Annotated in this window: 20 protein-coding genes; 5 read left to right on the top strand and 15 right to left on the bottom strand. The window is 58.8% G+C overall.

The annotated features are described in order from the left end of the window. Positions 1 to 46: 46 nt before the first annotated feature. Positions 47 to 1,237, bottom strand: a complete 1,191-nt coding sequence (gene lhgO, locus ASG68_RS12830; protein WP_062609780.1) for an L-2-hydroxyglutarate oxidase — start codon at positions 1,235 to 1,237, stop codon at positions 47 to 49. Between the two features lie 230 nt (positions 1,238 to 1,467). Between lhgO and ASG68_RS12825 the strand changes: the two genes are divergently transcribed. Continuing rightward, positions 1,468 to 3,369 (top strand): ElyC/SanA/YdcF family protein, encoded by a 1,902-nt coding sequence (locus ASG68_RS12825; RefSeq protein ID WP_062601998.1) that lies wholly within the window; start codon positions 1,468 to 1,470, stop codon positions 3,367 to 3,369. 88 nt (positions 3,370 to 3,457) lie between these two features. Continuing rightward, positions 3,458 to 4,060, top strand: a complete 603-nt coding sequence (locus tag ASG68_RS12820) for an acetyltransferase (protein WP_062577456.1) — start codon at positions 3,458 to 3,460, stop codon at positions 4,058 to 4,060. Here ASG68_RS12820 and ASG68_RS12815 read toward each other — a convergent pair. The 3 genes from ASG68_RS12815 to ASG68_RS12805 are packed head-to-tail and all read right to left on the bottom strand — an operon-like array spanning position 4,045 to position 7,711. Further along, entirely contained in the window at positions 4,045 to 5,214 is a 1,170-nt protein-coding gene (locus ASG68_RS12815) for a glycosyltransferase (RefSeq protein ID WP_062577297.1), read from the bottom strand. The genes ASG68_RS12820 and ASG68_RS12815 overlap by 16 nt on opposite strands. Next, positions 5,211 to 6,458: a glycosyltransferase family 4 protein gene (locus ASG68_RS12810; RefSeq protein ID WP_062601996.1), complete on the bottom strand. Its 1,248-nt coding sequence runs from the start codon at positions 6,456 to 6,458 to the stop codon at positions 5,211 to 5,213. Before ASG68_RS12810 ends, ASG68_RS12815 begins: the two co-directional genes overlap by 4 nt. Next, positions 6,455 to 7,711 (bottom strand): glycosyltransferase family 4 protein, encoded by a 1,257-nt coding sequence (locus ASG68_RS12805; protein ID WP_244484212.1) that lies wholly within the window; start codon positions 7,709 to 7,711, stop codon positions 6,455 to 6,457. Before ASG68_RS12805 ends, ASG68_RS12810 begins: the two co-directional genes overlap by 4 nt. A gap of 305 nt (positions 7,712 to 8,016) precedes the next feature. Between ASG68_RS12805 and gmd the strand changes: the two genes are divergently transcribed. Together gmd and ASG68_RS12795 are read left to right on the top strand one after the other, a co-directional pair. Then, positions 8,017 to 9,087, top strand: a complete 1,071-nt coding sequence (gmd, locus tag ASG68_RS12800; RefSeq protein WP_062577293.1) for a GDP-mannose 4,6-dehydratase — start codon at positions 8,017 to 8,019, stop codon at positions 9,085 to 9,087. Continuing rightward, positions 9,071 to 10,054 (top strand): GDP-L-fucose synthase family protein, encoded by a 984-nt coding sequence (locus tag ASG68_RS12795; protein WP_062577291.1) that lies wholly within the window; start codon positions 9,071 to 9,073, stop codon positions 10,052 to 10,054. Before gmd ends, ASG68_RS12795 begins: the two co-directional genes overlap by 17 nt. A gap of 64 nt (positions 10,055 to 10,118) precedes the next feature. On the opposite strand, the gene ASG68_RS12790 is transcribed toward ASG68_RS12795, so the two are convergent. From ASG68_RS12790 to ASG68_RS12765, 6 genes are all read right to left on the bottom strand, one after another. Continuing rightward, the gene (locus tag ASG68_RS12790; RefSeq protein WP_062577289.1) at positions 10,119 to 11,399 is read right to left on the bottom strand and encodes a polysaccharide biosynthesis/export family protein; all 1,281 of its coding nucleotides are present in this window, start codon (positions 11,397 to 11,399) and stop codon (positions 10,119 to 10,121) included. Position 11,400: 1 nt separating this feature from the next. Next, positions 11,401 to 13,587: a GumC family protein gene (locus tag ASG68_RS12785; RefSeq protein WP_062577287.1), complete on the bottom strand. Its 2,187-nt coding sequence runs from the start codon at positions 13,585 to 13,587 to the stop codon at positions 11,401 to 11,403. Between the two features lie 46 nt (positions 13,588 to 13,633). After that, on the bottom strand, positions 13,634 to 14,404 hold the full coding sequence (locus ASG68_RS12780; protein WP_244484211.1) for a helix-turn-helix transcriptional regulator: 771 nt from the start codon (positions 14,402 to 14,404) through the stop codon (positions 13,634 to 13,636). Between the two features lie 69 nt (positions 14,405 to 14,473). Then, positions 14,474 to 15,127 carry a PIG-L deacetylase family protein gene (locus tag ASG68_RS12775; protein WP_062601993.1) on the bottom strand — a complete coding sequence of 218 codons (654 nt, stop codon included), beginning with the start codon at positions 15,125 to 15,127 and terminating at the stop codon, positions 14,474 to 14,476. Next, entirely contained in the window at positions 15,124 to 15,936 is an 813-nt protein-coding gene (locus ASG68_RS12770; protein WP_062601991.1) for a sugar phosphate nucleotidyltransferase, read from the bottom strand. Before ASG68_RS12770 ends, ASG68_RS12775 begins: the two co-directional genes overlap by 4 nt. Further along, the gene (locus ASG68_RS12765; protein ID WP_062577280.1) at positions 15,933 to 17,222 is read right to left on the bottom strand and encodes a class I SAM-dependent methyltransferase; all 1,290 of its coding nucleotides are present in this window, start codon (positions 17,220 to 17,222) and stop codon (positions 15,933 to 15,935) included. The genes ASG68_RS12770 and ASG68_RS12765 overlap by 4 nt, the downstream gene beginning before the upstream one ends. A 269-nt stretch (positions 17,223 to 17,491) precedes the next feature. On the opposite strand from ASG68_RS12765, the gene rfbC reads away from it, so the two are divergent. After that, positions 17,492 to 18,115 carry a dTDP-4-dehydrorhamnose 3,5-epimerase gene (rfbC, locus tag ASG68_RS12760; RefSeq protein ID WP_320416512.1) on the top strand — a complete coding sequence of 208 codons (624 nt, stop codon included), beginning with the start codon at positions 17,492 to 17,494 and terminating at the stop codon, positions 18,113 to 18,115. Here rfbC and ASG68_RS12755 read toward each other — a convergent pair. From ASG68_RS12755 to ASG68_RS12735, 5 genes are all read right to left on the bottom strand, one after another. After that, the gene (locus ASG68_RS12755) at positions 18,095 to 19,432 is read right to left on the bottom strand and encodes a DUF4910 domain-containing protein (RefSeq protein WP_062609777.1); all 1,338 of its coding nucleotides are present in this window, start codon (positions 19,430 to 19,432) and stop codon (positions 18,095 to 18,097) included. The two genes, rfbC and ASG68_RS12755, sit on opposite strands and share 21 nt — an antisense overlap. Next, positions 19,429 to 20,502 (bottom strand): NAD-dependent epimerase/dehydratase family protein, encoded by a 1,074-nt coding sequence (locus ASG68_RS12750; RefSeq protein ID WP_062577275.1) that lies wholly within the window; start codon positions 20,500 to 20,502, stop codon positions 19,429 to 19,431. Before ASG68_RS12750 ends, ASG68_RS12755 begins: the two co-directional genes overlap by 4 nt. Positions 20,503 to 20,655: 153 nt before the next feature. Then, positions 20,656 to 22,071 carry a DUF4038 domain-containing protein gene (locus ASG68_RS12745; RefSeq protein ID WP_082499429.1) on the bottom strand — a complete coding sequence of 472 codons (1,416 nt, stop codon included), beginning with the start codon at positions 22,069 to 22,071 and terminating at the stop codon, positions 20,656 to 20,658. After that, complete coding sequence (locus ASG68_RS12740; protein WP_062577271.1) at positions 21,980 to 23,335, bottom strand: glutamate-1-semialdehyde 2,1-aminomutase; 1,356 nt, start codon at positions 23,333 to 23,335, stop codon at positions 21,980 to 21,982. The genes ASG68_RS12745 and ASG68_RS12740 overlap by 92 nt, the downstream gene beginning before the upstream one ends. Before the next feature lie 201 nt (positions 23,336 to 23,536). Further along, positions 23,537 to 24,730, bottom strand: a complete 1,194-nt coding sequence (locus tag ASG68_RS12735) for a glycosyltransferase family 4 protein (RefSeq protein ID WP_062601985.1) — start codon at positions 24,728 to 24,730, stop codon at positions 23,537 to 23,539. Between the last annotated feature and the right edge of the window lie 143 nt (positions 24,731 to 24,873).

Genomic DNA, 24,873 nt, shown 5'->3' with positions numbered 1-24,873 from the left:
ACTTACCCGCTTAGGGTGTCAAATTTCTCTAGCGAGCTCCTTACATCTACTTCCGCATCATTCGATCGACGATCAATTCTGCGATCGGCAAAGCCGAGGTTGCGGCCGGAGATGGCGCGTTGCACACATGCAGCATTCGAGATGTTTCAAGAAAAAGGAAATCGTGTATCAGTTCCCCCTGCCGCGTAACCGCCTGCGCACGGATTCCTGCGGGGCGGGGTGTCAGGTCTTCTTCCAAAAGATGCGGGCATAGCTTCCGGCATTGCTCGAGATAAAGGCTTTTTGAAATCGAGTATCGCACCTCCGCTATCCCCGAGCGCCCGAATTTGCGGGCAAGGCGCCAAAACCCCGGAAATGCAGCGGTATCGATCATGTCGCGGGCATTCGCGGAGAAACGGGAATAGCCCTCGCGTGCAAGGCCAAGCACTGCATTGGGTCCGACCGTGAGGCCACCGTCGATCATCGGCGTAAGGTGGATGCCGAGAAAAGGCAAGGCCGGATCGGGGACTGGATAGATCATATGGTGCACAAGCGTCCTCTTGGCTGGCACGACGCTGTAGTATTCTCCCCGAAACGGTATTATCCGGTGTTCGACCTTCAAGCCGCCCAAATGCGCCATCCGATCCGACTGCAAACCAGCGCATACCACCAGACGGCGCGCCTGCCAGCGCCGGTCAACGGAACCCACTGTAACGAGTGCCCCTTCCTCCCGTATGAGATGGATTGCGGCTCCGAGAAAAATCTCGCCTCCCTGCGCGCGAACGAGGTTGGCGAGGGCAGTGCAGATCGCGCTGAAATCAACGATGCCGCTGTCAGCAACCAGTATAGCGCCGGCTCCAGCGACATTGGGTTCGCGCTCCCGCATTTCCTGCGAACCGATGATCTCAAGTGGGACGCCGTTGGCCCTCCCGTTTACTGCAAGCTTGGCGAGAGCCGGCAATTGGCTTTCGGACGTTGCCACGACCAGCTTGCCGCGCGTTTCGAAGGGAATTGAATGCTGCAGGCAGAATTGCCTTGTTGCTTCGGCGCCGCGGCGGCAAAGGTCGGCCTTTAGGCTCCCAGGTTTGTAGTAAATGCCTGCATGGATGACCCCGCTGTTGCGGCCTGTCTGATGCTGGCCGACACCGTCTTCCTTTTCCAGTACGGCAATACTGGCATCTGGTGAGCGCCTGAGAATTTCAACCGCCGTTGCCAGTCCCACAATCCCCGCGCCGATGACACAGAAGTCATAAATCATGTTTGCTCTCTCGATCTGCGCGCGCGGACGACGGGCGAGGTTAATTGTCGGATGGCCGGACCGCTACGTGGAGGATAGGACATCTTCCGCGCCAAAAGGAGGAGCTGCGCCGCCGATTGGCCGACTGTCGGTTACCGCTGTCCTTCGCTATCGTCGAGGTCCGCTGCATCGATCGCCAGCCCACGCGCGTGGCGCTTAAGCTGCATCGCGTTAAACGCCGGGGGACAACAGTGATCGACCTCGTCATCAGGATCCTTAGCACCATCACGTTGAGCATGATCTTCGTCGCCTTCATGTGCCGGGTATCCAACCATCTGGCACTGGTCGATAAGCCCGGCGGCCGAAAACAGCATACGGGCGTGGTGCCGCTTTGCGGTGGCCTGTGCGTCTTTACCGCTTTCGCCGCCATCGTGTTTTACAACGGCGATCAAGGCGCAGTCGGCGTAGCAGTATGGCTGAGCCTTGCCATCGTTGTCGCTGTCGGAATGATCGATGACATCGTGGCCCTGCCGGAGCTACCGCGGTTTTTCCTGCAGCTATTCGTGGCGGGTTTGCTTGTCAGCTCGCTCTCGATTGCAACCCTCTCCTTCGGATCTCTGCTGCCGTCAGACGCCCTTGCAAGCCAGCCGCTCGGTGGGTTGGCCATGCTGATTTTCGGTATTGTCTTCATCACGGGCCTGACCAATGCCTGGAACATGTCGGACGGGGTCGACGGTCTGGCGGGTGGAACGGCGGCAATCGCGCTGCTCTGGCTTGCACTGTTCGCCGCGGCCAGAAGCGATACGGCCATCATCCTGCCCATACAGACACTGCTGGCTGCAACCTTTGGCTTTCTAGCATTTAACTTGCGGAGCCGCTGGCGCAAGAGGGCGAGCGTTTTCCTCGGCGATGCCGGCAGTACAGCCTTCGGCGCCATGATAGGATATCTTGTAATTCGTCTTGCCACGGGAGATGCGGCGCTGCCCTTCTTTGTCCTGTTGTGGGTTGTCATCGTTCCGATCATGGACACGCTGAGCCTGATGGCGCGGCGTCTCTATGCAGGGCGCAGCCCCATGTCGGCAGATCGCTGGCATCTGCACCATCTGCTGATGAATCTGGGATTTACACCCGCGCAAACGACCAATTGCGTCATGGCGGCCACTGCCGTCTGCGGGGCGGTGGGGTATATCGGCTACCGGATGGAAATCCCTGATCCGCTCATGGCGGCCGGTCTGCTTCTTCCCGTTCTCGCACATGCGATTTTCGTGTGGATTGCTAGCGGTGCCTCGCTGACGACAGAACTGGTTCCGATCAAGACGGCCGAACAAGGTGATACGGCGCCCTTCGCAGTGACGTCCGGCGTATCGATCACTCAAGCCGAGCCGCCGCCGGAAATGCAGGATTTCCGCACGGAGCTCGCCCGCATGTGGCCAATGTTGGACGATGAGCACGATCGATCTCCGGCACTTTCCGAAATTGCTGTGCCGGCAGGTAGTCGCCCGGAAGATCCAAAGGGCCTCCTCTCAGGAATGCGTTGGCGCTCGGTATGCCTTTTTGTCGCCGGGAGCCTTGCTGTCAGTGCAGCCACCTATGGCGTGGCGCTTGCGAGCGCCGATGCCGTACTGAGCGTTCGCGACCCGGTCGAGGAGGTGGATATGATCGTGGTTCTCGGAGGTGACGGGCCACCGCGCGCGAAGCAGGCCGCCAAACTCTGGAAAGCCGGCGTCGCCCGCCAGATCTTCGTGACCGGCAAGGGCGACTGCGAAGATATTCGCACATGGATGATCGAAGAAGGTGTCACGCCTACCGCCATTTTTCTTGAATGCTTTTCCTCGTCGACATGGGAGAACGCCACCTTCTCGGTACCGAAGTTGCGCCAGCTCGCGGTACGTCGCGCGGTGCTGGTCACTAGTTGGTTCCATTCCAAGCGCGCCATAGCCTGTTTCCGGGCATTCATGCCGGAGACCACATGGCTATCCTCGCCAGCAGAGCACAGCCTAGGCTTCTGGGGGCGCCTGTTCGATATCGAAGGCGTGCAGGTGTTCAAGGAGTATCCCAAAACCCTCTGGTATGATGTGCGATTGCTAGGTGTCCCAACGGGAAGCAATTCGTCCGCACAGCTTCTCGAAGCGCCATCGCTTTATCGGTTATGATGACCCGCTTCGGTCGGACAGTCCGCTGCAGATAGAGGTGCCCGCAGAATGGCAAATCTCCGTACGACAACGGATTAGGAGTGCACGAATGCTGTCGCGTTACGAAGACCCTGATTTCGCAGGAAGCCAGCCGATTCCGCGGTTCGGCGGGCCAACATTCTCACTGAAATTCCGCCTGATGCGGCTGTTGTGGATGACGGCGTGGCTTGTGCTGGCTCGATGGACGCCCCCGCCACTGCGCAGTTGGCGCAATGCGGTCCTGAGGCTGTTCGGCGCGAAGTTGCACTCAAGCGCCTCCGTGCATTCCAAGGCAGTCGTCTGGTGGCCAGGAAATCTGGTGATGGGACGGTTCGCGTCGATCGGACCCGGAGCGCTTTGTTACAATATTGCGACGGTGACTTTCGGTGATTTCGCCAGCGTCTCGCAACGTGCTCACCTGTGTACGGGCACGCATAACGTTCAGCAGAGCGGGTTCGAACTCATCGCGCGTCCGATCGACCTTGGTAAAAACAGCTGGGTGGCTGCAGAGGCCTTCGTGGGACCAGGTGTCATTGTCGGCGAGGGTGCCGTGCTAGCGGCGCGCGGCGTAACCGTTAAATCTCTGCAACCATGGACGATCTATGCCGGGAACTCGGCACGACCGGTCGGAGCCCGCAACCAGGCCGGTGCCGCGCTTCATGTTTCGGTGTGAGCGTTCGCGGCATAGGCGTCGAGCGTCATTTGCGCAATCCTGGGCCAGGTGTAATTCTCGAGCACCAAGGCGCGACCGTTCCGCCCCATCTCGTTTGCCCGAGAAGGATCATAAAGCACGCTGATCAGCGCCGAAGCGACTGCTTGCGGATCCAGTTTCACGATGACCCCGGCGTCTGCCTCTTCCACTTCTGGGAAGTGGCAATTCTCTGTAATGACCACCGGCGTCGCGCATGCGAGAGCCTCGGTAATCGCGACGCTGAATCCTTCCTGTCGGCTGGGCAGGCAAAAGCAGGCGGCATCAACCAGTGCATGCAGTTTTGCTGCCCCGTAGATCGGGCCGATCACACGCACGCGATCTTCGAGCGCGAGATCGTGTATCAGCGACATTAATCCGGTACGCGCTCCACCGTCCGGTCCCGCAATGATCAGATCGACATCCAGGCACACGTTTGCCACTGCACGGAAAGCCTTGGCCAGAACGTCGAGACCCTTCTTGTAATGTAGCCGGGACAGGAACAGGACAAAGCGCCGATCGTCCGGAAACTCGAAACGGCTGCGGAAGAGACCTCGTTCAGGAAGAGGCACGAACTCTTCGACGAACACTCCGTTTGGGATTATCTTCCGCGGCGCCTTCAGACGAAGCGGTTCCATCAGATTGGCTTCGTCAAGGTTGAGAGCGTGGATGAAGTGGGCGTTGTCAAGCATGTGGCGATAGCCAAGTTTTAACGCGGCGCGCTTTTTCCAGGGCTTCTGTTGCATGCTCCATCTATCCAGCATTCCGGCCGGGCAGACACAGTAGCGGATACCCGCCGTCTTGGCGACGTGGGCGGCACATTTCAGCACCGGTTCCCAGACACCGTGCAGATGAAAGACATCGGCATCTTGCGAAACGTCGCGCAATACCCGCCGCCCCTCCAGGGATAGAAAGGTCTCCATCGGGTCCGGCCCTGGCAACAAGTGCCAGATTATGTTGCCAAAGCCCGGAACTTCCTTGATGGTCTCGAACACGTCGCGAGCCGCAACCTTGCCGAGGTAGCTGACGAGATGCACGGTATGTCCAAGTAGGCACTGGGCGGCAGCAATCCGCACGGCGACCGCCTGCAGGCCACCGCCATCCGGATCGATGGACGCTATGACATGGACTACTTTCACGGCAACGGCCTCCGACGCTCGGCTGGCAGCGTGGACAGGGCTAAAAGCAGCCTTTCGCCGTAGCGGGCGACGGTGAAATCGGCCGCTCGTTCAATCGCGTTCGTTGCCATCTGAAGCCGCGCCGATTCGTTGTCGGCCAGGTAAGTGACGGCCTCGGCAATAGCGCCGGCGTCTCTAATTGGCACGACGAGGCCTTCGAGGCCGTTGCGTATGACGCTGCCGGCATTCTCCGTTGTAATGACAGGCAAGCCCGTCGACAGCGCCTCGTAGATGGCTGTTGCGGAGCCTTCGCAGAGCGAGGGAAGAAGAAAGACGTCGGCCCACTGGAATTCGGCGGCGATCTCGGAGCGCGGGACAATGCCGCGCAGATCGACACTTTCCGAAAGATTGCGCGTGACGCTTTCCGACAGTTTGGCGGAGCCGGCCATGCGGAACACCGCAGAACGGCCAAGCTGCCGCGCCGCTTCGGCCACATAGGGTGATCCCTTGCGAAGCCCAACTGCGCCAACGACCAGGATACGCAGAGGGCCCGGCATGCGTCGGGTGCGTTCGCATCGGAAAGTGTTATCAACGCCATAGGGAACGACAAGGCATTTTTCTGGGCAACCTCCCTCGGCCACCACGTTACGGGCGACGAATTCCGACGGGCAGATCACGCGATCGGCCAAGTGCCATTCGGCGCGTTCGCGAGCAGCGAATATCGTATCGAGCGGATCTCGGCGTGCCAGACCTTCCCAATCGGGAAATCGCTGCATCTCTTCGAGAATGAGCGCTTCGAGCACGCCGCGCGGGGCAATCATCTGCTCGACTGCTGTCCACATGCCCAGATGCCGTGCTGTTTGGATCTGCTCAAGGGCATCGCCGCTGAATGCGTATAGGCCGGTTGCGCCATGGAATCCGTTGCGCGACACTAGTTTCGAAAACCGTGCACCCGCCCAGATTGCGTGTGACGTCTCGCCCGACGTATTCTTCACCCTCAGCCGCTTGAGGGCGGAAGTAATACCGAAAGCAGGAAAGACGGTAATCAACTCTGTCGGGATTTGAGGGGGAACATTACGGCCGGCGAGCCGGCGCAAAGCTGTCGGCAAAAACTGTCGCGGGAACCGGGACAGAAGACGCGGCCATCCCTTTGTGGCGCAAATGTCGGTGTAGAAATGCCTTAGCGTGCCATCGGCTGCGAAAATCCGGGGCACAGCATAGTGCATGCGCGCGCCCAGTTGACTGACGACGACCGTCGCCTTCATGACGGCTGCCTGCGATAGTTGGCGGCCCGCGCGTCGCGCGCCACCTGAAGCGTCGTCAGGATTCCCGTCCAAAGATCGACGGCTTTTTCGGTGGAAAACTCCGTTTGGAGGAGGTGCTGTGCCGCTTTCGCCATGCCGGCGCGCAGTTCCGGCGATTCTTTCAACCTGCCGATCATTGCCGCGAGCCCTGCCGCATCGCCGATCTGAATGGTTTCTCCGCACCCGGACGTCGCAATTGCGCGGGCGACTTCTCCGCATCTGTCGCCGATGAAGGCTGTGGGGCGACCGGCTGCAAGGATACCGTAAAATTTGCTGGGCACGATGCAGTGTTCCAGCTGTGGCATTAGAGATACTACGTGAAGGTCAGCGGCACAGAGGCTTTCCGCTAGTTTATCGCTTGGCTGAAGCGGCTTGAAAAGCACGTTCTTCAGGCCGAGTTGGTCAACCTTGTTCCGCACGACCGCAAGCTTCTGGCCGCTGCCGATCAGCAGAAAGCGAACGTCGCTCCGATCCCTGAGAATTCCAGCCGCGCCGATCATAGTATCGAATTCGTGCGCCCGGCCGAAATTGCCAGAGTAACCGATCACGAACTTGCCTTGGAGCGCCCATTCCGCGCGCAACCCGTTTTCGGCCGGAGCGATAGCGTAGATCTCCCTCTGGTCGGAAAAGTTGTGGACGACAGCGACACGCTGTGTGGTCACAGACTGGCGGCGGATGTGTTGGGCCATCGTCAGCGTCGGGCAAACGACAATTTCTGACCACCGCAGCGAAGCGTCGCGAAATCGGAGTAAAATACGTGAGGTCCAGCCCTTCCTTGGCAGAACGCTAAGCTCGATGGCCGTTTCGGGAAAGAGATCCAGTATCCAGTTGACCAATGTTCCACGCCTGATTTTGATTGCAAAGGCAGAGGTGACGGCAAGAAGCGGCGGATCGGTACAGATCACGCAGATGTCACCCTTTGAAACATGGCGGAGCCACCAGGCGAATGCCGCAACGTGAAACACCACGTAGTCGATCATGCGTCCTGCCAGCGTCTCGCGGCCGAAATGCGAGGTCGGGATTCTTGCGATACGCACGCCGGCGATCGTCTCGTCAGCTTCCAACCGCTGATCAGTGCGGTCATGGAGTGCGCGGCTGGTAATAATCTGGACATCGAATCCGCGCTCCGCAAGCGCGAAAGCCAGCTTTGATACGACGCGGCTTGTCGCCGACTGGTCGGGATAGAAGTATCTGTTGGCGAAGATGATTGTCATTGTCGTACCCTGACCGTGCCGCGCCTGAGCACAGCTATCAGAAACAGAGTTATGCCGATCGACGATGCAGCTACAACTTAGCCAATAGTGATTTCCTTTCTGTCGAAAATGCCTTCAGGTGGTTTCGGGTATAAAGTGATTGACCATATGGATGATGGATCGAACAATTTATAGACCTTCCGATGACCAAATACTTTCGCCAGCACACGAAATGACAGGCTGAACAACCCGCATTCGAGAATTATAGATTTGGAAAGAGACTGCCCCGGCGCCCGGCACGGGGAGATCTTTCAAAGGATTTTTCGATGATTGATAAGGTTGCTCTCATTATCGGCGTAACAGGCCAGGACGGATGCTATCTAAGTGAACTCCTCCTCAAGAAGGGGTACATCGTCCATGGCCTGAAACGTCGCTCGTCGTCCTTCAATACCGGGCGCATAGATCACCTTCACCAGGATCCGCGTGGTGAAAACGTCCGGTTCCATCTGCATTTCGGCGATCTGACCGATGCGACCAACCTTTGCCGCGTCATTCAAGAAGTGCAGCCGGACGAAATCTACAACCTCGGAGCCCAGAGCCATGTTCAGGTCAGCTTTGAGACTCCCGAATATACGGCTAACACAGATGCAATCGGCACGCTGAGGTTACTGGAGGCGTTGCGTATCCTAAAGATGGAAAAGACATGCCGCTTCTACCAGGCATCAACATCCGAGCTCTTCGGCAACAGTGCGCAGGTTCCGCAGCATGAGGGCACGGCGTTTCAGCCGCGCAGCCCCTATGCCGCCGCCAAGCTTTACGCTTACTGGATGACGATCAACTACCGGCACGCTTACGGAATACACGCGTCGAACGGCATTCTCTTCAACCACGAAAGCCCGATGCGGGGGGAGACATTTGTGACGCGCAAGATCACCCGTGCAGTTGCTGGCATGGAGCACGGCATGCAGGACATGTTGCGCCTCGGCAATCTCGATGCCCGGCGGGATTGGGGCCATGCCCGTGATTATGTCGAGGGAATGTGGCGCATCGTGCAGCAGGATTCAGCCGACGATTACGTTCTGGCGACCGGCGAAACGCATACTATCCGGGAATTCGTTGAGCGTGCGTTCGATGTGGTCGGCAAGGTGATCGAGTGGGACGGCGAGGGCCTCGACGAGAAGGGTTACGACCGCAAAAGCGGCCGCCGATTGATCGAGGTCGATCCGCGCCATCTGCGGCGTACGGACGTGGAGCTTCTGCTAGGGGACCCTTCGAAGGCGCGAAGGCAACTCGGATGGGTCCACACAACTTCATTTCAGGATCTTGTGAGCGAGATGGTGGAAGCTGACCTAAGGTCGGTCCAGTTGCAGGAGCGCCGCAATGACTTTCATGGATGATACCGACGTGCACCCGTTCAGCCTCATTGACAAGAACGTCTGGGTCGCAGGACATGCCGGCATGGTCGGTTCGGCACTCGTTCGCCGCCTGGAACGGGAGCGGTGCACTATTCTGACGGAAAGCCACGACAGCCTCGACCTGACGCGCCAGGCAGACACCGAGGATTGGATGAAGAGCCGTCGTCCGCAAGCCATCTTCATCGCGGCCGCGCGGGTCGGCGGTATCGTCGCCAACTCGCGTTATCCGGCAGACTTTCTCTATATCAACGCGATGATCGCATTTAACGTCATGAAGACCGCAGCCGACATTGGCGTCGAGAAGCTGCTATGGATCGGCTCCAGCTGCATCTATCCGAAGTTCGCAGACCAGCCGATACGGGAGACGGCACTGCTCAGCGGTCGCCTCGAGGTGACGAACGAAGCCTACAGCGTCGCCAAGATCGCCGGCATTAAACTAGCGGAGGCCTACAAGCAGCAGCACGGCAAGCATTTCCTGTCGGTCATGCCGACCAATCTCTACGGCCCGGGCGACAATTTCGACTTAGAGACGGCACATGTGCTCCCGGCGTTGATACGGAAGATGCACGAGGCTAAGATCAGCGGACGAAACAGCGTTGTCCTTTGGGGGACCGGTACGCCAATGCGCGAATTCCTGCATGTCGACGACATGGCGGACGCCTGCGTTCACCTTATGAAATGCTACGATGAGCAGGACATCGTGAACATCGGGTCGGGCGACGAAATCTCTATCCGCGATCTTGCGACAGTGGTCGCAAAAGTTGTCGGCTACCAAGGACACGTCGTCTGCGATGCGTCAAAGCCCGACGGAACCCCGCGCAAACTCGTCGATGCTTCCAAGCTGAGATCCCTTGGGTGGACGCCATCGACCCGTTTCATGGACGGCGTCCACGATGTCTACATGTCCTGGCAAAGATCAGGCTACGCCACACGAGCGGCAAACGGCTGACGGGAAGTGGCTCCGCCACTAGTAGGCCTCGTTCGATGGAGCCCTTATCGCAAATCAAAGGGAGTTAATGCATGCTACCGATCAGGACGTCGGCGGTCTTCGGAACGGTGACGCGCACGATGTCACTGGCCAGAACAAGATCGGTTTCGGCAAGCTGATTCTCGTGATACTTTCCGTCGATCATTCGAACCGCGGAAAATTGCGGGGCGATGTCCAACTCTCCGCTCGCCGCTCGTTGCGCTGCACTGCTGACAGCCGATATGATCCGGAGGCTGTAGGCCTGCCGCTTGCGCAGCCGCGCGAGATCGACGCTGACCTCCCGCAATTCCTTTGCAGCAAGATTTCTTTGAGTCAGCAGAAGCGAAAGGATGCGCTGGTCCGTTTCGTTCTCATTCTGGCGGGCGCGCGCCAAAAAGGCGCCGGCCTCGAGCATGTCTCGATTCGCGCCAGAGACCTCGCGTTGCCGCTCGCGCATTTCAGAGCGAACGAGGAGGCCCTTGTTGGCCAGCATGGTCGAGGCCTCAGCCTCTTCCTCCAGCGATGCAAGTTCCTTGCGCCGAAGTGACGTCGTTTTCTCCAGCGTGGCGATTTCTTCGGCGTAGTTGGCTTTCTGCCGCAGCAAGCTCCTCTTCTCGGTCTCGATCGCTGCGACCGCAAGTTCGTGCAGCGTTCGCTCCGATGCCACGATCTGGTTGTTGATCACGTTATCCTCTTGCGTCGGCGGGATCACGTAGGCGAAATCCGTCCCTTTCAGCTCTGCTTCTAGACGCGCACGTTTGACATCAAGTGCCAGCATCTGCAGAGTAAGATCGGCATAGTCCTGCCGCGCTGTGACCAGTTCCAACCCGGAGGCATCCGCCTTTTCATCCGCCTCGCGCAGCCCGCCGCTGAGGGCGAAAAGTTCCAGAACGATCATGCCTGGCCGAAATTCATATTTGCCGGCGCTACGCACATCGCCGATAATGTAGACTGGCGCGTATTCCTTGATGGAGACCGCCACTGAAAGATTGGCAATATACTGGGAAAGCGACGACTGAAGAGTGCTTGCAATGTCCGGCACGGTTCTTTGCGAAACATCCATATTGCCGAGGATCGGATAGCCGATCGTGCCGTCGACGCTAACGGTGAACAGCCCAGACAGGCCGACATCGCCATAAACGGTGATCATCAAAACGTCGCCCGGCGAAACCTTGTAGGTCTGCGCGACTGCGGACCTCATCATGCCTACAGGCGAAAGGTACGTACTGGCACAGATCAGCGTCGCGAGCGCCGCGCGGCGGAACAGGAAAGTCCAGTATTTGCCGGTAGCCTGCCTTTGTTCCGTAAAAACCCATCTCGGCTGCATCTTATGCTTCCTTTTTGAACATCATCGGCTTTAACGAGAGACGAGTCGCGCCGGCCTTGCCGACCGCGGCGAGATTGCGAGATATGCGGTAGCACAGCCCGCCGCGGCTGGAGCGGTCATTGACCACGATGCCGATGATGTTTCGCCCCGCAAGCAGCAGCATTTTCGTCGCAGTGGCCAAGTCGGGAATGTCTGCGCGGTCCATTCGCACGACGATCACCGTCGCATCAGCCAGAACTGCAATGCTTACGGCGTCAGCGCCTTCCGATAGCGCTGGGGTATCGATCAGAACGACATCATAGCGAGATTTCAAAGTGTCGAGCAGCACCGAAAACTGGGTATTGCCCAGCACGAACTCTGCAGGAAAATTCGACGCGCGCGAGCAGATGACGTCGACACCGGAGGTCCGTTCATGGCGGATTGCCTCATCGAGCGGAAGCCCGTCGCGCACCACCGTAGACAGGCACGGGGCGAGGCCGGTGCAGAACTCGTCACCGATCGTCGGTGTCCTGAGGTTTGCATCAACGATTATGGTCTTCCTGCCGGAAGCAGCAAAGGAGCGCCCAAGATGCGCGATCAAAAACGACTTTCCATCGTACCGGGCCCGCGAGGTGATCGCGATGGAATGGGCCGTACTTCTGTTCTTGTTGAGGCGTAGTCGGGCCTGAAGGTCGGCAAGCGCGTTGTTAAAATCGTGCTTCCCCACATCGATCCCACCCGACCTCATTCCGCCTGGCGCGCCGAGATCGGGCACGGTACCAAGGACGGGTAATCCGACCTTCTTCTCCAGTGCATCAAGTGAACCGACAGACTTATCGAGGAGGCTCTGCAACAGCGCCAGTCCCAAACCGGTTGCCAAACCGGCAATAAAACCGATGAGAAGCCAGAGCGTCAGGTTGGGGCTTGACGGTTTGTCTGACGGCATGGCGCGGGAAATGATGCGTGCCTCCGCCGTTGCAATGCCGTCTTGCTCGATTGTCTGCTTGTAGCGCGTGAGATAACTTTCGTAGATGGCGCGATTGGCACTCGCCTCGCGGTCGAGCTGGTCGGCATGGACAATGGCGCGGCTTGTTTCCGACATCGATTTCTGCATCGTTCGCAGGCTTGCCTCCAGCGCAGATTGCTGTTTGCGTGACACATCGATTTCGTTTCGCAGGCTGCCGATAATCTGGTTTGTTTCAAGCGAGATCTGCTTCTTGATCGATAAGAGCTGTGATTCCAGCGCTGTTAGCGCCGGGTTCCTGCTAGCGCCGCTTTCCCGGATTTCGGAAAGCGCGCGATCGATGCGCGCCTCTTCGACACGGAGTTGCTGGATGGTCGGCGATGCCAGAACTTCCGTGAGGGAGAGGCTGGAATGGCCGGCAATCGCCTCTGTTGCCGTCGCGAGGCGAGCGACCGAGCCTGCCAGCCTTGCCCTCAGGGAGGCGAGTTCGCCGTTCAGGGCTGCGATCTGCTGGGTTTGCAGCGTGATGCCGTTGGCCTTCATCAGGCCGGCGTCTTCGCGGAAGCTCGTTGCTGCGCGCTCGGCCTCTTCCAGTGCCGCCCGAAGGTTGATGAGCCGGCTTCCCAGCCATTCGCTGACGCGCCGGGTCGCAGTCGTCTGGAGATCGATCTGATAGGCGATATACGCCTGGCCGTAGGCGTTTGCGACCGCCGCTGCGTATTGAGGACTGCCGCTCACGAACGAGATGTAGATCGTGTATGACCGTCCGTCATTGACCGCCCTGACATGCGACATCATGTCGTTGACAATCCCCGCATAGGAAAGTTTGGTTTTTGCGTCGAGATCGCCTTCGGGACGCCGAGTCTCCTTTGGCAGCGGCGATAGGATTGCCGCCATCGAGCGCTCGCCCACGTTGTCGGACCAGGACATGTCCTGAAGCAACAGAAGAACGCGTTCCGCCATCATGCGCGAGCCTATGATGTCTATTTCGGTGCGCAGCACCGGGCTTTCCTGCGGCAGTGCCGAGACCACTGATTCCGAAGGGAGCGCCTGCAGCTTGCGCACATCCAACGCAAGGACCGCTTCTGCGGTGTATTTCGGCGGGCTCACGACGTATCCGGCAAGGCCCAGAAGGATACCGGCTGCAATGCAGGATCCAACGAATGCCCTGCGCTCGATGATGAGTGACAGCACCAACGGAAGCGAATGCTCACCTGTTGCCAGAAGTGGCTCGGAGTGAATCATCTGTTGTCACCTCTACTGCCTCGTTTGAAACATCCGCGCTCGCCCATCAGGCGTAGGCCTGCGAAAAGCAAACGTTACCGCCGATCTTGAAAGCCACCTCGGTCCGGTTGGTAGCGCCAAGCTTCTTCATGATGTTGCGAATATGGACTTTCACCGTGCTTTCGCAGAGCTGCAGCTCTCGCGCGATCAGCTTATTGGCCTTGCCGCAGCGCAGCGCCTCCGCGACGGCGGTCTGGCGGGCTGTAAACGAACCGTCACCGGCGATGTTGCGTACGCTCGACAACTCCAGGAACTCCCGCATCGAAAGCAGGCTGCTTGCGGGAACAAATCGGCCGCCGGCGATGGCGAGGTATAGTGCCTGGATACACACACCTATGTCGACTGAGGTCGGAATGTATCCGCAAACACCCATGCCGATTATGTGCAGAATGGCGCGCAGGTCCTGATCCTGCGACAGGACAACCACCGCAACCGGCTCGAACTCGGCAACGGCTGCGCGGACCTCGGCATCGATCTCCTCAGACGAGCCGTTGGTCACATTGAGAAGCACGGCGCGCAAGGTACCCTGCTGCGGTTTGCCGATGGTCTTCCAATGCTGAAGCGAGGTGAAAGTGCGTGCGATCAGTGCGTTCGGATGAGCGTTTAGCGCTTGGGCAAGACATTCGCGCGTCAACGTTCTCTGGTCGATCACGGCAACAAAGTCGTCAGGGGCGAACTTGAAGCGTTGCGACGTGTCGGAGAGTTCTTGCTGGCTGAAAATTAGAGCATCCTCTGTTCCGCTCGACGTTGTCATGTCTGTCCGGCGTTTATCGGTCATTGGTCCATCTCCATTCCAACATCATGTCGTCAGTTTTTCCGTGTCTGGCGGCTCAGAATGCAATCGGTTTCAGCACAAGCGCAGCTTGCGGATCGTGAAAGCTTCGGCGAAGCGGCCCGGCGCGCGGCATTCAACACCGCGCAGGCGCGCCAGTCCGCGAAAGGTGTCCGGGTCGAACCAGTCCTTGGAGCGCTGTGTGGCAAAATGCTTCATCAGAAGGTCGATTTTCTGTTCCATGATGGGGGCGTCAAACGGCACATAGGCATTACGTGCCGTCAGATCGCCGTCCCATTTCGGAATCTCGTATTCGAGGACAATGTGGTCCCGGAAGATGTTGGTCGTCAGTTGGCTAATCTCGCGGTGATCCTGATGGCTGTCGCGAAGGCTGTGGGTGAACACCACCTCGGCATTCGTGCGCCCGCGGAGTAGGGTCAGCCATGTCTTGATCTGCCTGCGCTGGCTCGGGAAGAAGCTGTCCTCGAACTCAGCGCATTCGATTTTGCTGGACGTCGCCTTCGTGAGAAAGGCATTCGCCGATGTGGTTGCCTCCGCCGCGCGTTCGCCGGTCGCGCTCAACACGCACCAGTGAACATCGAGTTCGACCTCCTCGGCCAAAAGGCTGAGGATCGTACCGCCCACGCCAATCTCGATGTCGTCGGAATGGGCGCCAAGGCAGAGGATCGAAAGGCGCTCACCCCGGGATGCGAGCGGCAGCGCCCTCATAATATGGTGACCACCCGCGAACTCTCCTCGACGCTCCCGTCGCGACCCGCGACCCAGGGCATCTCGCCGCGCTCCACCATCTCCTCAAGCGACTGCCAGTCGCGCAGGGTATCCATAGAGCGCCAGAAACCCTTGTGCTTGTAGGCCATCAGCATGTTGTCGGCGATCAGGCGCGCAAACGGCTCGAGCACGAGTTCCTCGCCTTCGCGCATGTAATCGAATATCTCGCCGCGCATCAGGAAAAAGCCGCCGTTGATCCAGATGTCGGACCGCTGCGAAGACCGGAACTCGCGAACCCTTCCGTCCTCCTCGATATCTGCTAGATGGTAGGTCAGGGGCGGGCGAACGGCGAGGAAGCACGCCATCTTTCCGCTGGACTCGAACTTGGCGATCATATCGTCGAGATCGACATTGCTCAGGCCGTCGCTGTAATTGGCCAGGAATATATTTTCGTTCCTGACGTGGTGGCGGACGGCCCAGAGCCGCTCGCCGATGTTGCGCCAGATACCGGTGTCGATGAGGGAAATGCGCCAGTCGGGGCGCGATGCTCCCAGAAGTTCGACATTTCCGCCTTCCGACACCACGCAGTCGCGAAACATCTGCGGCTTGGCGTTGAGGAAGAAGTCCTTGATGACGTTGGCCTTGTAGCCGAGGCAGAGGATGAACTCATCATGGCCGTAGTCGGCATAGTACTGCATCACGTGACGCAGTATCGGTTGCGAGCCGAGCGGGATCATCGGCTTAGGGACATTCTCGGAGTATTCGCGGATGCGGGTTCCCATGCCCCCGCAGAAAAGCACAACTTTCATAAGGCCATTTCCTTTGGATCAATCACGGAAATCGAGGGGATCGGAATCACGAACTTGCCCCCCCAATCGCCGATGTGCCGCATCTGCTGAATGATCTCGTCTTTCAGGTTCCAGGGCAGGATGAACACGTAGTCCGGCCTGGCCGCGTCGATGGCCTCGACCTTGCGGATCGGAATATGCATTCCCGGCGTGTAGCGCCCGTGCTTGTAGGGGTTGAGGTCGACGGTGAAGTCGAGAAAGTCCCGGCCAATGCCGCAGTAGTTGAGGAGCGTGTTGCCTTTGCCCGGTGCGCCGTATCCGCAAATGGACCGCCCGGCTTCCTTTGCCTGCACAAGGAACCGGAGAATGTTCCGCTTGGACTGCTGCGCGCGCACGGCGAACGCAGTGTAGGTCTCGATCTTGCCCAGGCCGGCCGCGATCTCGCGAGCAACCAGCTTCGAGACTGAGTTCTTGACCCGCCTGTCGCTGTCTTCATGGGCGAAAAACACGCGCAACGATCCTCCATGGGTGGGCATTTCCTCGACGTCGAAGACTTTGAGGCCATGCATCGTTGCAAGCGTGCGGATGGTCAGAAGGGAAAAATACGAAAAATGCTCGTGATAGATCGTGTCGAACTGGTTGTGTTTAATCAGCATGTCGATATGTGGAAATTCAAGCGTGACCACGCCGTCCGGTTTCAACAGCCGCTTGATGCCGGCCACGAAATTGTTGATGTCGGGCACTTGCGCAAGCACGTTGTTGCCGACGATGAGATCGGCTTCAAGCCTTTCCGACACCATGGTTTCGGCGAGCCGGGTGCCGAAGAACTCAACGCGTGTGGTTATGCCCTTTTCCTGTGCCACCTTGGCGACATTGATGGCCGGCTCAACGCCGAGGACCGGTATGCCCAGCGGCGCGAAGTGCTGCAGCAGATAGCCGTCATTGCTTGCAAGCTCCACCACGAGGCTTTTCTCGTTCAAGCCGAAACGTTCGACCATCCGGTGACAGTAGATTCGCGCGTGCTCGACCCAACTGACTGAATAGGAAGAGAAATACGCGTACTCCTCGAAGATGCTTTTCGGGCTGATATGCTCTTCGAGCTGTACGAGGAGGCAGTTTTCACAGACATAGGCATGAAGGGGATAGTAACATTCCATGTCTGATTTGCGATTTTCCTGGACGAAGCTTTCGCAGGGTGGAGACATGCCGAGGTCGACGAAGGTGTGCGTCAGGTCTGTATTGCAGATCCGGCACCGTGGCGGGCTGCGGACGGTGTCTGGCAGAATGGGAGTTGTCTGAAAATTCATTGCTCGCACTCCGTTATCTCGAATGATTTCGCGGCGCTGCTCTCTAAAATCGTAATGTCACAGTATTTTATGATATGTCAGAATCTATAATGAAAATAAGACTCAACAATCATTCAAAAGACGTAGTGTACGAGACGAATATCTGTATAAATCGCTCAGCTTTTATACAATTGGATCATTCCGACTTAAACTATACTGATTCCGGTTGGCCCCTGCGCATATCGAGCTGTCGAGCTACGCCTTTCGAGCAGCTTTTCCCGCGATGTGGAATGCGCGAAAATCACCCGAACGGCATGTTAGCTGTTGCGTGCCGGGGGAAAGGATGCCGAACGATGAAATTTACGGAAACCGAGTTGCCAGGCGTCTGGCTGATCGAGCCGCTTGTTCTCCACGATGTCCGCGGATCTTTCTCAAGAACCTTCTGCAATCAAGAATACCGGGGTCACGGGCTTGTTGATACTTTCGTCCAGCACAGCGTCTCACAATCCCGGCACATGTACACACTGCGCGGCCTGCATTTCCAGAGACATCCATACGAGGAGGTGAAGGTCGTCACCTGCATACAGGGTGCAATCTGGGACGTTGCCGTGGATATTCGCAAGGATTCGCCCGCCTTCGGCAGGTGGGTGGCCGCTGAACTGTCCGCCGAGAATGGCCGTCGCCTTTATATTCCGAGAGGATTTGCACATGGCTTTCTCTCATTGTCCAAGGATGCGATCGTTTCCTACCTCATCTCGGATGGGTACCAAGCCAAGGCCTCTGACGGGCTGCGCTATGACGATCCCGTCTTCGGGATCACTTGGCCGGCGCGTCCTTGTCTCCTGTCTGAGAGGGATGCTGCCTGGTCGTCCGTGGCCGACACATTGCCCGGTTCATCCCGGCCGCAGGCATGACAGCAGGCCGTGGTGCAGCAGCAAATCCGCAGCGGCGGATATCTCCTTGTAAACGATCCCCGATCTTTCAGCGATATCGAGTAGCGAATACTCACCATCGGCGAGGTTCAGAACCCAAAGGAAAGCGAGCGAACCGACGCTGACGTTGTTGTGTCCGCCTGTCGCGGAGAACAACCCGCGCCTGCCGAGTTGCGGCTCGCCCATCGGAAAAAGGTTCAGCGGCACCCAGTTCGTTTCCAGAACGTCGATGATGTCCATGACCATCTGATACGAGCTCGCCAGGTGTTGTGGGCGAATGAAGCCCAGGTCGTCAGCCGAAGTATGGTATTGCGGAAATGTGCCGAACCGGCTGCGTTGAAGCTGGCCGACAGGCAGATTGAACCCGGGCGCGTTGAACTGGCGCTCGTCATAGCCGTACGGGCTGAAATCGACGATCTCGACAGCCGTATCGCCGCCGCAACGCACGACTGAAACAGCGCGATCAATCATCGTGTTGCCACGTCGGGTCCTCTTGTAGGTCGGACCACCGCCGTCGCCAATGCAGGACAGGACCAGGCCATGATCGATATGCTGCAGCACGTTCGGGTTGCGCGATAGCCATGTTAGCGCGCCGATCGTTCCGGGTATGAATAGAAACCGGTAGGTGTAGCGCGTGGCCCGTTCCTTCAGTGCTGCGGCGATAAAAGCCTGGAGCGCGAGCCCCGCGCAGTTGTCGTTCGCGAGCGACGGATGACAGATATGCGTGGAAAAAAGGACAGTGCGATCAATGGCGCCGGGCTGCAGGATTTCGCCGTAGGTCAGGCTGCCGTCGAAAAGTGAGGAATCGATAACGACCTCATATTCACCTTCTGTCAGCGCGAGCCACTCGTTATGCCGCATGCAGAACGCCCAGTCTTCGGTATAGTAGGAGGTCCTGTAGGGAATAAGGTCCGGCTGCTCTGGCAGGGTATGGATATGCTTCTTCAACTCGCCCAAGGTCATCCGGGCATCGACGGGTGTGCTGTACCCCATGACATGGAGGTTCGATTCAGTGAGATCGACGATTTTCCGACCCGAAGGATCCTTGATATAGGCTGCCCGCAGCTTCCACTCGCGCGGCACGGTCCAGTCGAAAGCCCGCGTGCCGGTCGCTACCTCGCTTCGGTCGATATGGACATGGTCATCCAGGATGTCCAGCGTCTCGCGCACCCCATCGCCGGTGATGCTCCTGTTCAGTGGGAAAAGTCGGGCAGCGAGCGCTGCAATGCCCTTGCCGATAGCGTCCGGCGAAGACAGGGACGCCGCTGTCCGGTCGGCTGCTGGCTGATTGACGTTCATTGAATGGGCAGCGGCTCCGGCCGCAGGACGTTGGTGTGGCGCGTCGCCCAACGCAAGTTGCGGTCGATAGCGCGGTTGCCCACGAGGCGCTGGATGTGGCTGATGCGCTGATAGCGTGGGCCTTCAAACTCACTTTTCTTAAGACCGGTACTGCGATAGGCCCTGAAAAGCTCCTGGGCGCCGTATGTTGCGTCGCGCAGAGGGCGGAATGCCGGCAGCAGACGAGCGATTTTTCCGAAGTCAACGCGGTAGGAGCGCAGATCGGGACCGGCGTCAGCGGCGTAGCGCAGCGTGCAGCCTGGCACGACCTTCCTCACGATATCGGCGATGTCGCTAACCTGGTAATTGTGGATCGTCTGTCCGACATTGATGGCCTGGTTGTGGATCACATCCTTCGGCGCTTCGAGCGCGGCAAGAAACGCCTTGGAAATATCCTCGACGTGAACGATAGGCCGCCACGGCGACCCGTCGGACTTGAGCATCAGCTGCTTTTCCGTAACTGCCCAGGCGACGAGGTTGTTCAGAACGATGTCGAACCGGAGCATCGGGGAGAGACCATACGCGGTTGCCGGCCGCAGGAACACGGGTGTAAAGCGCTCGTCAGCGAGCTTTGCAATATCCCGTTCCGCAAGAACCTTTGAGAAGCCATACGGCGTCACCGGGTTCAGCCTACCCTCTTCGTCGATCATCTCGGCGCCGGAGACGCCGTAGTTACTGCAGGACGAAGCAAATAGGAAGCGGCCGACGCCGGCAGCCTTTGCTGCTTGCGCAACCCGGACGCTGCCCTTGTGGTTGATTGCGAAGGTGATCTCGGGATTAAGGTTGCTCAGCGGATCGTTGGACAGTGCTGCAAGATGAATGACGGCATCGAATCCACTCAAGTCGTCCACTGTGATGTCGCGGATGTCCCGGCGCGTGGTATCCACTGTCGCCATGGGTCCGCCTGGCGCATAGCGGCAGCTGCGGTAGAGTTCGCTGTCGTAGCCGTGCACATCGTGCCCTGCCTTCAGCAGGATGGGTACCATTACCGCCCCGATATATCCCCTATGGCCCGTTACCAGCACTTTCATGGAAAACCCCTTCGGCGTGTCGTGAGAAACTCGCCAAAGCGTAGGAGAGACGGGCAATCGCGGCGATTGAGGAGAAAGAATGCCGGGGGATGTCCATCTGGCGAGATTCTGCGCAGTGCCTAAGCCTTTTTGTGCCGGTGCTGGCCGATGGTCTTATTTGGCTGTGAGCACCAACAACCAGTCGGTATCGCCGCCGGCGTTCGTTCGGCTCGGCGGTGAGTAGTGATCCGATCTCTTCGCGGATCGGGGCACGGCGGCAGAAAAGAATCGCCCGGACGAGGGGTCGAACCAGCGGGCGTTGATCGCGGGTGCTATCCTGCAGCGATGGTCGATCCGCACCCCCGAGTTCCCGATGAGGTAAGCCAGCGCATAGGACCCGTCCCTTGCTGCGGCATAGGCGGTTCCGCTCGGTTCGCAGGGCGAGGATGCCTGCGTGCGGGGAGGAATCTTCCACCATTCCAACGAATCGAACAGCGCCTTCAAGTGCGTCATGCTGCGTGCACCGTCGCTATCGAGCGCCGCGATCCAATCCTGCGGCGCGGGAACCACACCCGGGCCGGAAAAATGCCAGACAGGATTGTTGCCAAAAATCTGGCCGGCAGCCCCTGATAGTAGCGCGCGATAGGCGGCCGCGCGAACGGTGGCCGCGTTTGCTCCATGTTCGTTCTCGTACACGCCTTCGAGAAAGATCACAGGCCTGGGTGCGATGGAGCGTGGGGCCTTCCGAAATGCCGCCGTGACATCGCCGTAGGTGTAGACCGTGTCGAGGTCGATCCATCCGGCCTCTGGCCAGATTTCGCGGATGACGCTTTCGCGGTTGCCGTGGACGCATTGAAGGGCGGTGGGGTTCGCCCGTTTCAGGCCGCGGACGATCGCTTCCACCCAAGCCCTGTCAGCAGGATCGTCGTCGCCACCCTGAAGCCAGACAATGTTCTCCAGACCTGCAAACCGCGTGCCGAGGTAGGCTCCATAGGCTTCCAGTACCTCCGGCCCCGCTTTCGCCACCTCCGAGGCCCAGCCTTCGCCGCTATCGCGGACGCCGAGGTAGGCAGGGGCAAGAAGGACTAGGAACCCGTAGTCTCGGGCACGGCGTACAAGCCAGAGTGCACGATCGAAGTAGGCATCAAGGGGTTCGGCAAAAGCGCCAGCCAATTGGAATGGCGCGTCGCCCGCATGATTGCGGGGCGCCTTGCTGCTGAACTTGTGCTCGATCAGCGAGATGACCAGAGTGTTGAAGCCGCGATCACGCCTGTCTTTCAAATAGCGCTCTGCGTCTTCGGGTGACAGCTCCGCAATCAGCGACCACGCGGTGTCCCCATGGATCAGAAACGGGAGCCCCGAGGCATCCACGAGATGCTGATGATCGGCAGCCACGGTCAGTGGAAAGCGATCGGAGCCGATCGCGGGCAAGGTGTGGCATGAAAGAGCAAGCCACGGCAGCATTGTCCAGACGGCTAGGATGTGCATTTCTTTTTCTTCAAACCACTGGTGCAGATGCGGTTGCCGGCTGGTTGTAACGCCTGAAGACGATGGCGGAGGGTCGACCCACCAGCAGTGTTGCGTCGCCATCTTCCAGCGCTTTTTTATAAACAGCGAATGCACCGTCGAATGCGTCCACGGTCCGTTCGATGTCTTCGTCACTATGAGTGTAGCTAACCACCAGCGATGGCGCGAGGACGCCGCGAGCAATCGTCTCCTGCATAAGTAGCGAGCGCATCCACTGTGACGGCGTGCGATCCCGGTCTAGCACAGAATAGCTCAAGCAACATGCTTCCCCATGGATCTGAAAGTACTCCTGCAGGCCATGCCGTGCCGCGACCTGATTAAGTTTCGATCGCAGCGCGGTGCCCTGCCGGTAGAGATGACTGACCACCGGCTCGAGCTGGTAGACACGCATCGTAGCGATAGCGGCCGCCATCGCGTGGGTTTCCGCGCCATGCGTCGTCGACAGGAGGAATACCCGCGGCTTGTCCGTCTGTCGGATGCCGCCGAGTTCCATGAATTCTCGCTTTCCCGCAAGGGCCGAAATGGCAAAGCCGTTTCCTAACGCTTTTCCGAAGCAGGAAAGGTCGGGCTCGATGCCGTGGATTTGCTGCGCCCCGCCATTGTGCCAGCGGAAACCGGTGATCATTTCGTCCAGCACGAACAGGGCGCCGTTCTCGTGGCAAAGCTCCTGCAGGCGGTGCAGGTATTTGTCCGCCGGCTCCTCGCCGCGGGTGGGTTCTAGAATGAGGGCAGCGATCCGGCCAGGATAGCGGGCAAAGAGTGCGCGTGCGCTGGAAAGATCGTTATAGCGAAAGCCGAGTGTCAGTTTGCCAGTATCATCCGGAATGCCGGCATTCATCGGTGTGGTGGCGATGAACCAGTCGTCCGTGGAGAAGAATGGATGGTCGCTGCAGCGGGCGATCAGATCCCGGCCGGTGACTGCACGCGCGAGCCGCATAGCGCCCGACGTCACATGCGATCCGTCCTTGCAGAACTTGACCATTTGGGCAGCCGGTATCATGTCGAGCAGCGTCGAGGCGCATTCGACTTCGATTGATGATGGACGGGTGAAATTGCTGCCGCGTTCCAGTTCACGGCTTACCGCGTGAAGAACATCCGCATAGGCATGCCCAAGGCCGATCGATCGATTGCCCATGCCGTATTCGATGTACTCGTTGCCGTCCACATCCCAGACATGGGACCCGTACCCATGGGCGATAAAGCCGGGCGAGAGTTCGGGAAACTGGTCGTCACCCTTGGCATAGGTGTGTGCACCACCAGGTATGATGTCGTGCGCTCGCCTGCGCAGTCGGTTGGAATTGTCAAATGTGGTGATGTAGCTGGTCATCGTCGAACTCCGATTCGCATTAACCTTGTGGAAAAATCGTAAACGTCCGGCAGCGTGCCTTCGACTTGCCAAATTGGCACTCTGTCGCGTCCGATGAGGTAAGGTCGCCGTTATTCCTTGCAATCGTTCGATTGCCGCACTTCAGCGGCCCGCTCCCCGCGCTATAATTCGCAGCCAGGCGACCAGCGCCATGACTTCCTCTTAAAGCCGCTCGCTTTGCTGGCGCAGCCAGTTTTTTAGGTAGCGCGGAACCAGTCTGCGCAGACCGGGCCGAAGACCGCTCGGCAGAGCCCATGCCTCCATGGGGAGCGCGGGTGGCTGCATCGCCTGCGTACCTTGGAGCCCGTGCAAAATGTCTGCGTAGCGAGCCGCCATCAGCTCGATGTTGAACTGGGAGAGTGCCCTCTCCTGGCCGGCGGCGGAAAGTTGCCGGCGGACATCGCCATCGCGCAGTCGCTTGATGAAATCGATCGCTTCGACCACATCGCCGACCTGGAACAGCAGACCGTTCTTGCCGTGGTCGATGATCGTGTCCGTTACGCCGGAGATGCGCGAGACCACCGGAACACAGCCGGTGGCCATGGCTTCGACTATGGTTATTCCGAAGCCTTCGAAACGCGACGGCATGATGAAGGCATCATGCTCCATCATGAGCGGAAGCACCTTTTCGGGAGAGACGTACCCCAGAAACCGGACGCGCGACCCGAATCCGGAAAAACGCTGTTTCAACTCCGGCAGGTCGGGTCCGTCACCGGCAATGGTCAGATCGACATCGTCCGGCAGGCCAGCCAGGATTTTTGGTAGCCAAAATACACCCTTCGACGAATCTTCGATTCTGCCGAGAGCGATTACGCGCAGACCCTTGCCCGATTGTGCAGTGCGTCGCAAACCGGTCACGGCGGTTGCATCGACAGCGTTGGGAACAACGAAGGTCTGGGATGGGGAAAAGCCATACTTGCTGATGAGATCCTTGCGGCAGCGATCCGAAACGCATGCTGTCGCGTGTACACGGTTGCGGATCGCGGATGCGGCCGCATAGGTACCCGGCGTGATGTTGTGCACGATCATGACGCGGAGCAGGTTGTTGGGGAGATAATGCACGATGTTGGTTTCGACCGGATCGGCAAGCACGTTGACAAAGATGCCGTCGTAGCCGCGCAGGCGGATCGCGACTTCCAGCGCCCTTGCCTCGTCCTGTTGCCTTGCTGAGGCAGCGACAGGCACGAAGGCACCATGAGCCATCGCGTCGCTCCAGTCGATGTAGCCATCCTGGGCATGCCGCTGAAGGCTCAGCCATTCGACCGTGATGCCATGCGCAGCCAGACCGGATCTCAGCTGTGTGAAGACGGTGTAGGTGCCGCCGATATGCGGCTTAACGAAGTAGGCAAATTTCACGAGCGCGCTCTCCGAGGGACCGATGACTGCGACCGGCGAAATGCAGTGCGGGACTGTAAATGCTAACTGAAGCGAGCAGGCCGGAGCAGTCGTCCAAACCACATGCAGTGCTCGTCTGATTGGACAAGTTCTAGGCTCGGCCT

The sequence above is a fragment of the Rhizobium sp. Leaf453 genome (genome assembly GCF_001425605.1).
In the GTDB taxonomy this organism is placed as follows: Bacteria; Pseudomonadota; Alphaproteobacteria; order Rhizobiales; family Rhizobiaceae; genus Pararhizobium.
Note: the sequence above shows the minus strand (reverse complement) of the source record. Positions and strands in the feature narration are given on the sequence as shown.

Excerpts from the sequence above, each read along its gene's own strand:
- ASG68_RS12785 (WP_062577287.1), bottom strand. The coding sequence starts at position 13,587 with ATGATTCACTCCGAGCCACTTCTGGCAACAGGTGAGCATTCGCTTCCG.
- ASG68_RS12750 (WP_062577275.1), bottom strand. The coding sequence starts at position 20,502 with ATGAAAGTGCTGGTAACGGGCCATAGGGGATATATCGGGGCGGTAATG.
- ASG68_RS12775 (WP_062601993.1), bottom strand. The coding sequence starts at position 15,127 with ATGAGGGCGCTGCCGCTCGCATCCCGGGGTGAGCGCCTTTCGATCCTC.
- ASG68_RS12790 (WP_062577289.1), bottom strand. The coding sequence starts at position 11,399 with ATGCAGCCGAGATGGGTTTTTACGGAACAAAGGCAGGCTACCGGCAAA.
- ASG68_RS12765 (WP_062577280.1), bottom strand. The coding sequence starts at position 17,222 with ATGAATTTTCAGACAACTCCCATTCTGCCAGACACCGTCCGCAGCCCG.
- ASG68_RS12770 (WP_062601991.1), bottom strand. The coding sequence starts at position 15,936 with ATGAAAGTTGTGCTTTTCTGCGGGGGCATGGGAACCCGCATCCGCGAA.
- ASG68_RS12780 (WP_244484211.1), bottom strand. The coding sequence starts at position 14,404 with ATGACCGATAAACGCCGGACAGACATGACAACGTCGAGCGGAACAGAG.
- ASG68_RS12755 (WP_062609777.1), bottom strand. The coding sequence starts at position 19,432 with ATGAACGTCAATCAGCCAGCAGCCGACCGGACAGCGGCGTCCCTGTCT.
- ASG68_RS12745 (WP_082499429.1), bottom strand. The coding sequence starts at position 22,071 with ATGGCGACGCAACACTGCTGGTGGGTCGACCCTCCGCCATCGTCTTCA.
- ASG68_RS12820 (WP_062577456.1), top strand. The coding sequence starts at position 3,458 with ATGCTGTCGCGTTACGAAGACCCTGATTTCGCAGGAAGCCAGCCGATT.
- lhgO (WP_062609780.1), bottom strand. The coding sequence starts at position 1,237 with ATGATTTATGACTTCTGTGTCATCGGCGCGGGGATTGTGGGACTGGCA.
- ASG68_RS12805 (WP_244484212.1), bottom strand. The coding sequence starts at position 7,711 with ATGACAATCATCTTCGCCAACAGATACTTCTATCCCGACCAGTCGGCG.
- ASG68_RS12810 (WP_062601996.1), bottom strand. The coding sequence starts at position 6,458 with ATGAAGGCGACGGTCGTCGTCAGTCAACTGGGCGCGCGCATGCACTAT.
- ASG68_RS12740 (WP_062577271.1), bottom strand. The coding sequence starts at position 23,335 with ATGACCAGCTACATCACCACATTTGACAATTCCAACCGACTGCGCAGG.
- ASG68_RS12795 (WP_062577291.1), top strand. The coding sequence starts at position 9,071 with ATGACTTTCATGGATGATACCGACGTGCACCCGTTCAGCCTCATTGAC.
- rfbC (WP_320416512.1), top strand. The coding sequence starts at position 17,492 with ATGCGCGAAAATCACCCGAACGGCATGTTAGCTGTTGCGTGCCGGGGG.
- gmd (WP_062577293.1), top strand. The coding sequence starts at position 8,017 with ATGATTGATAAGGTTGCTCTCATTATCGGCGTAACAGGCCAGGACGGA.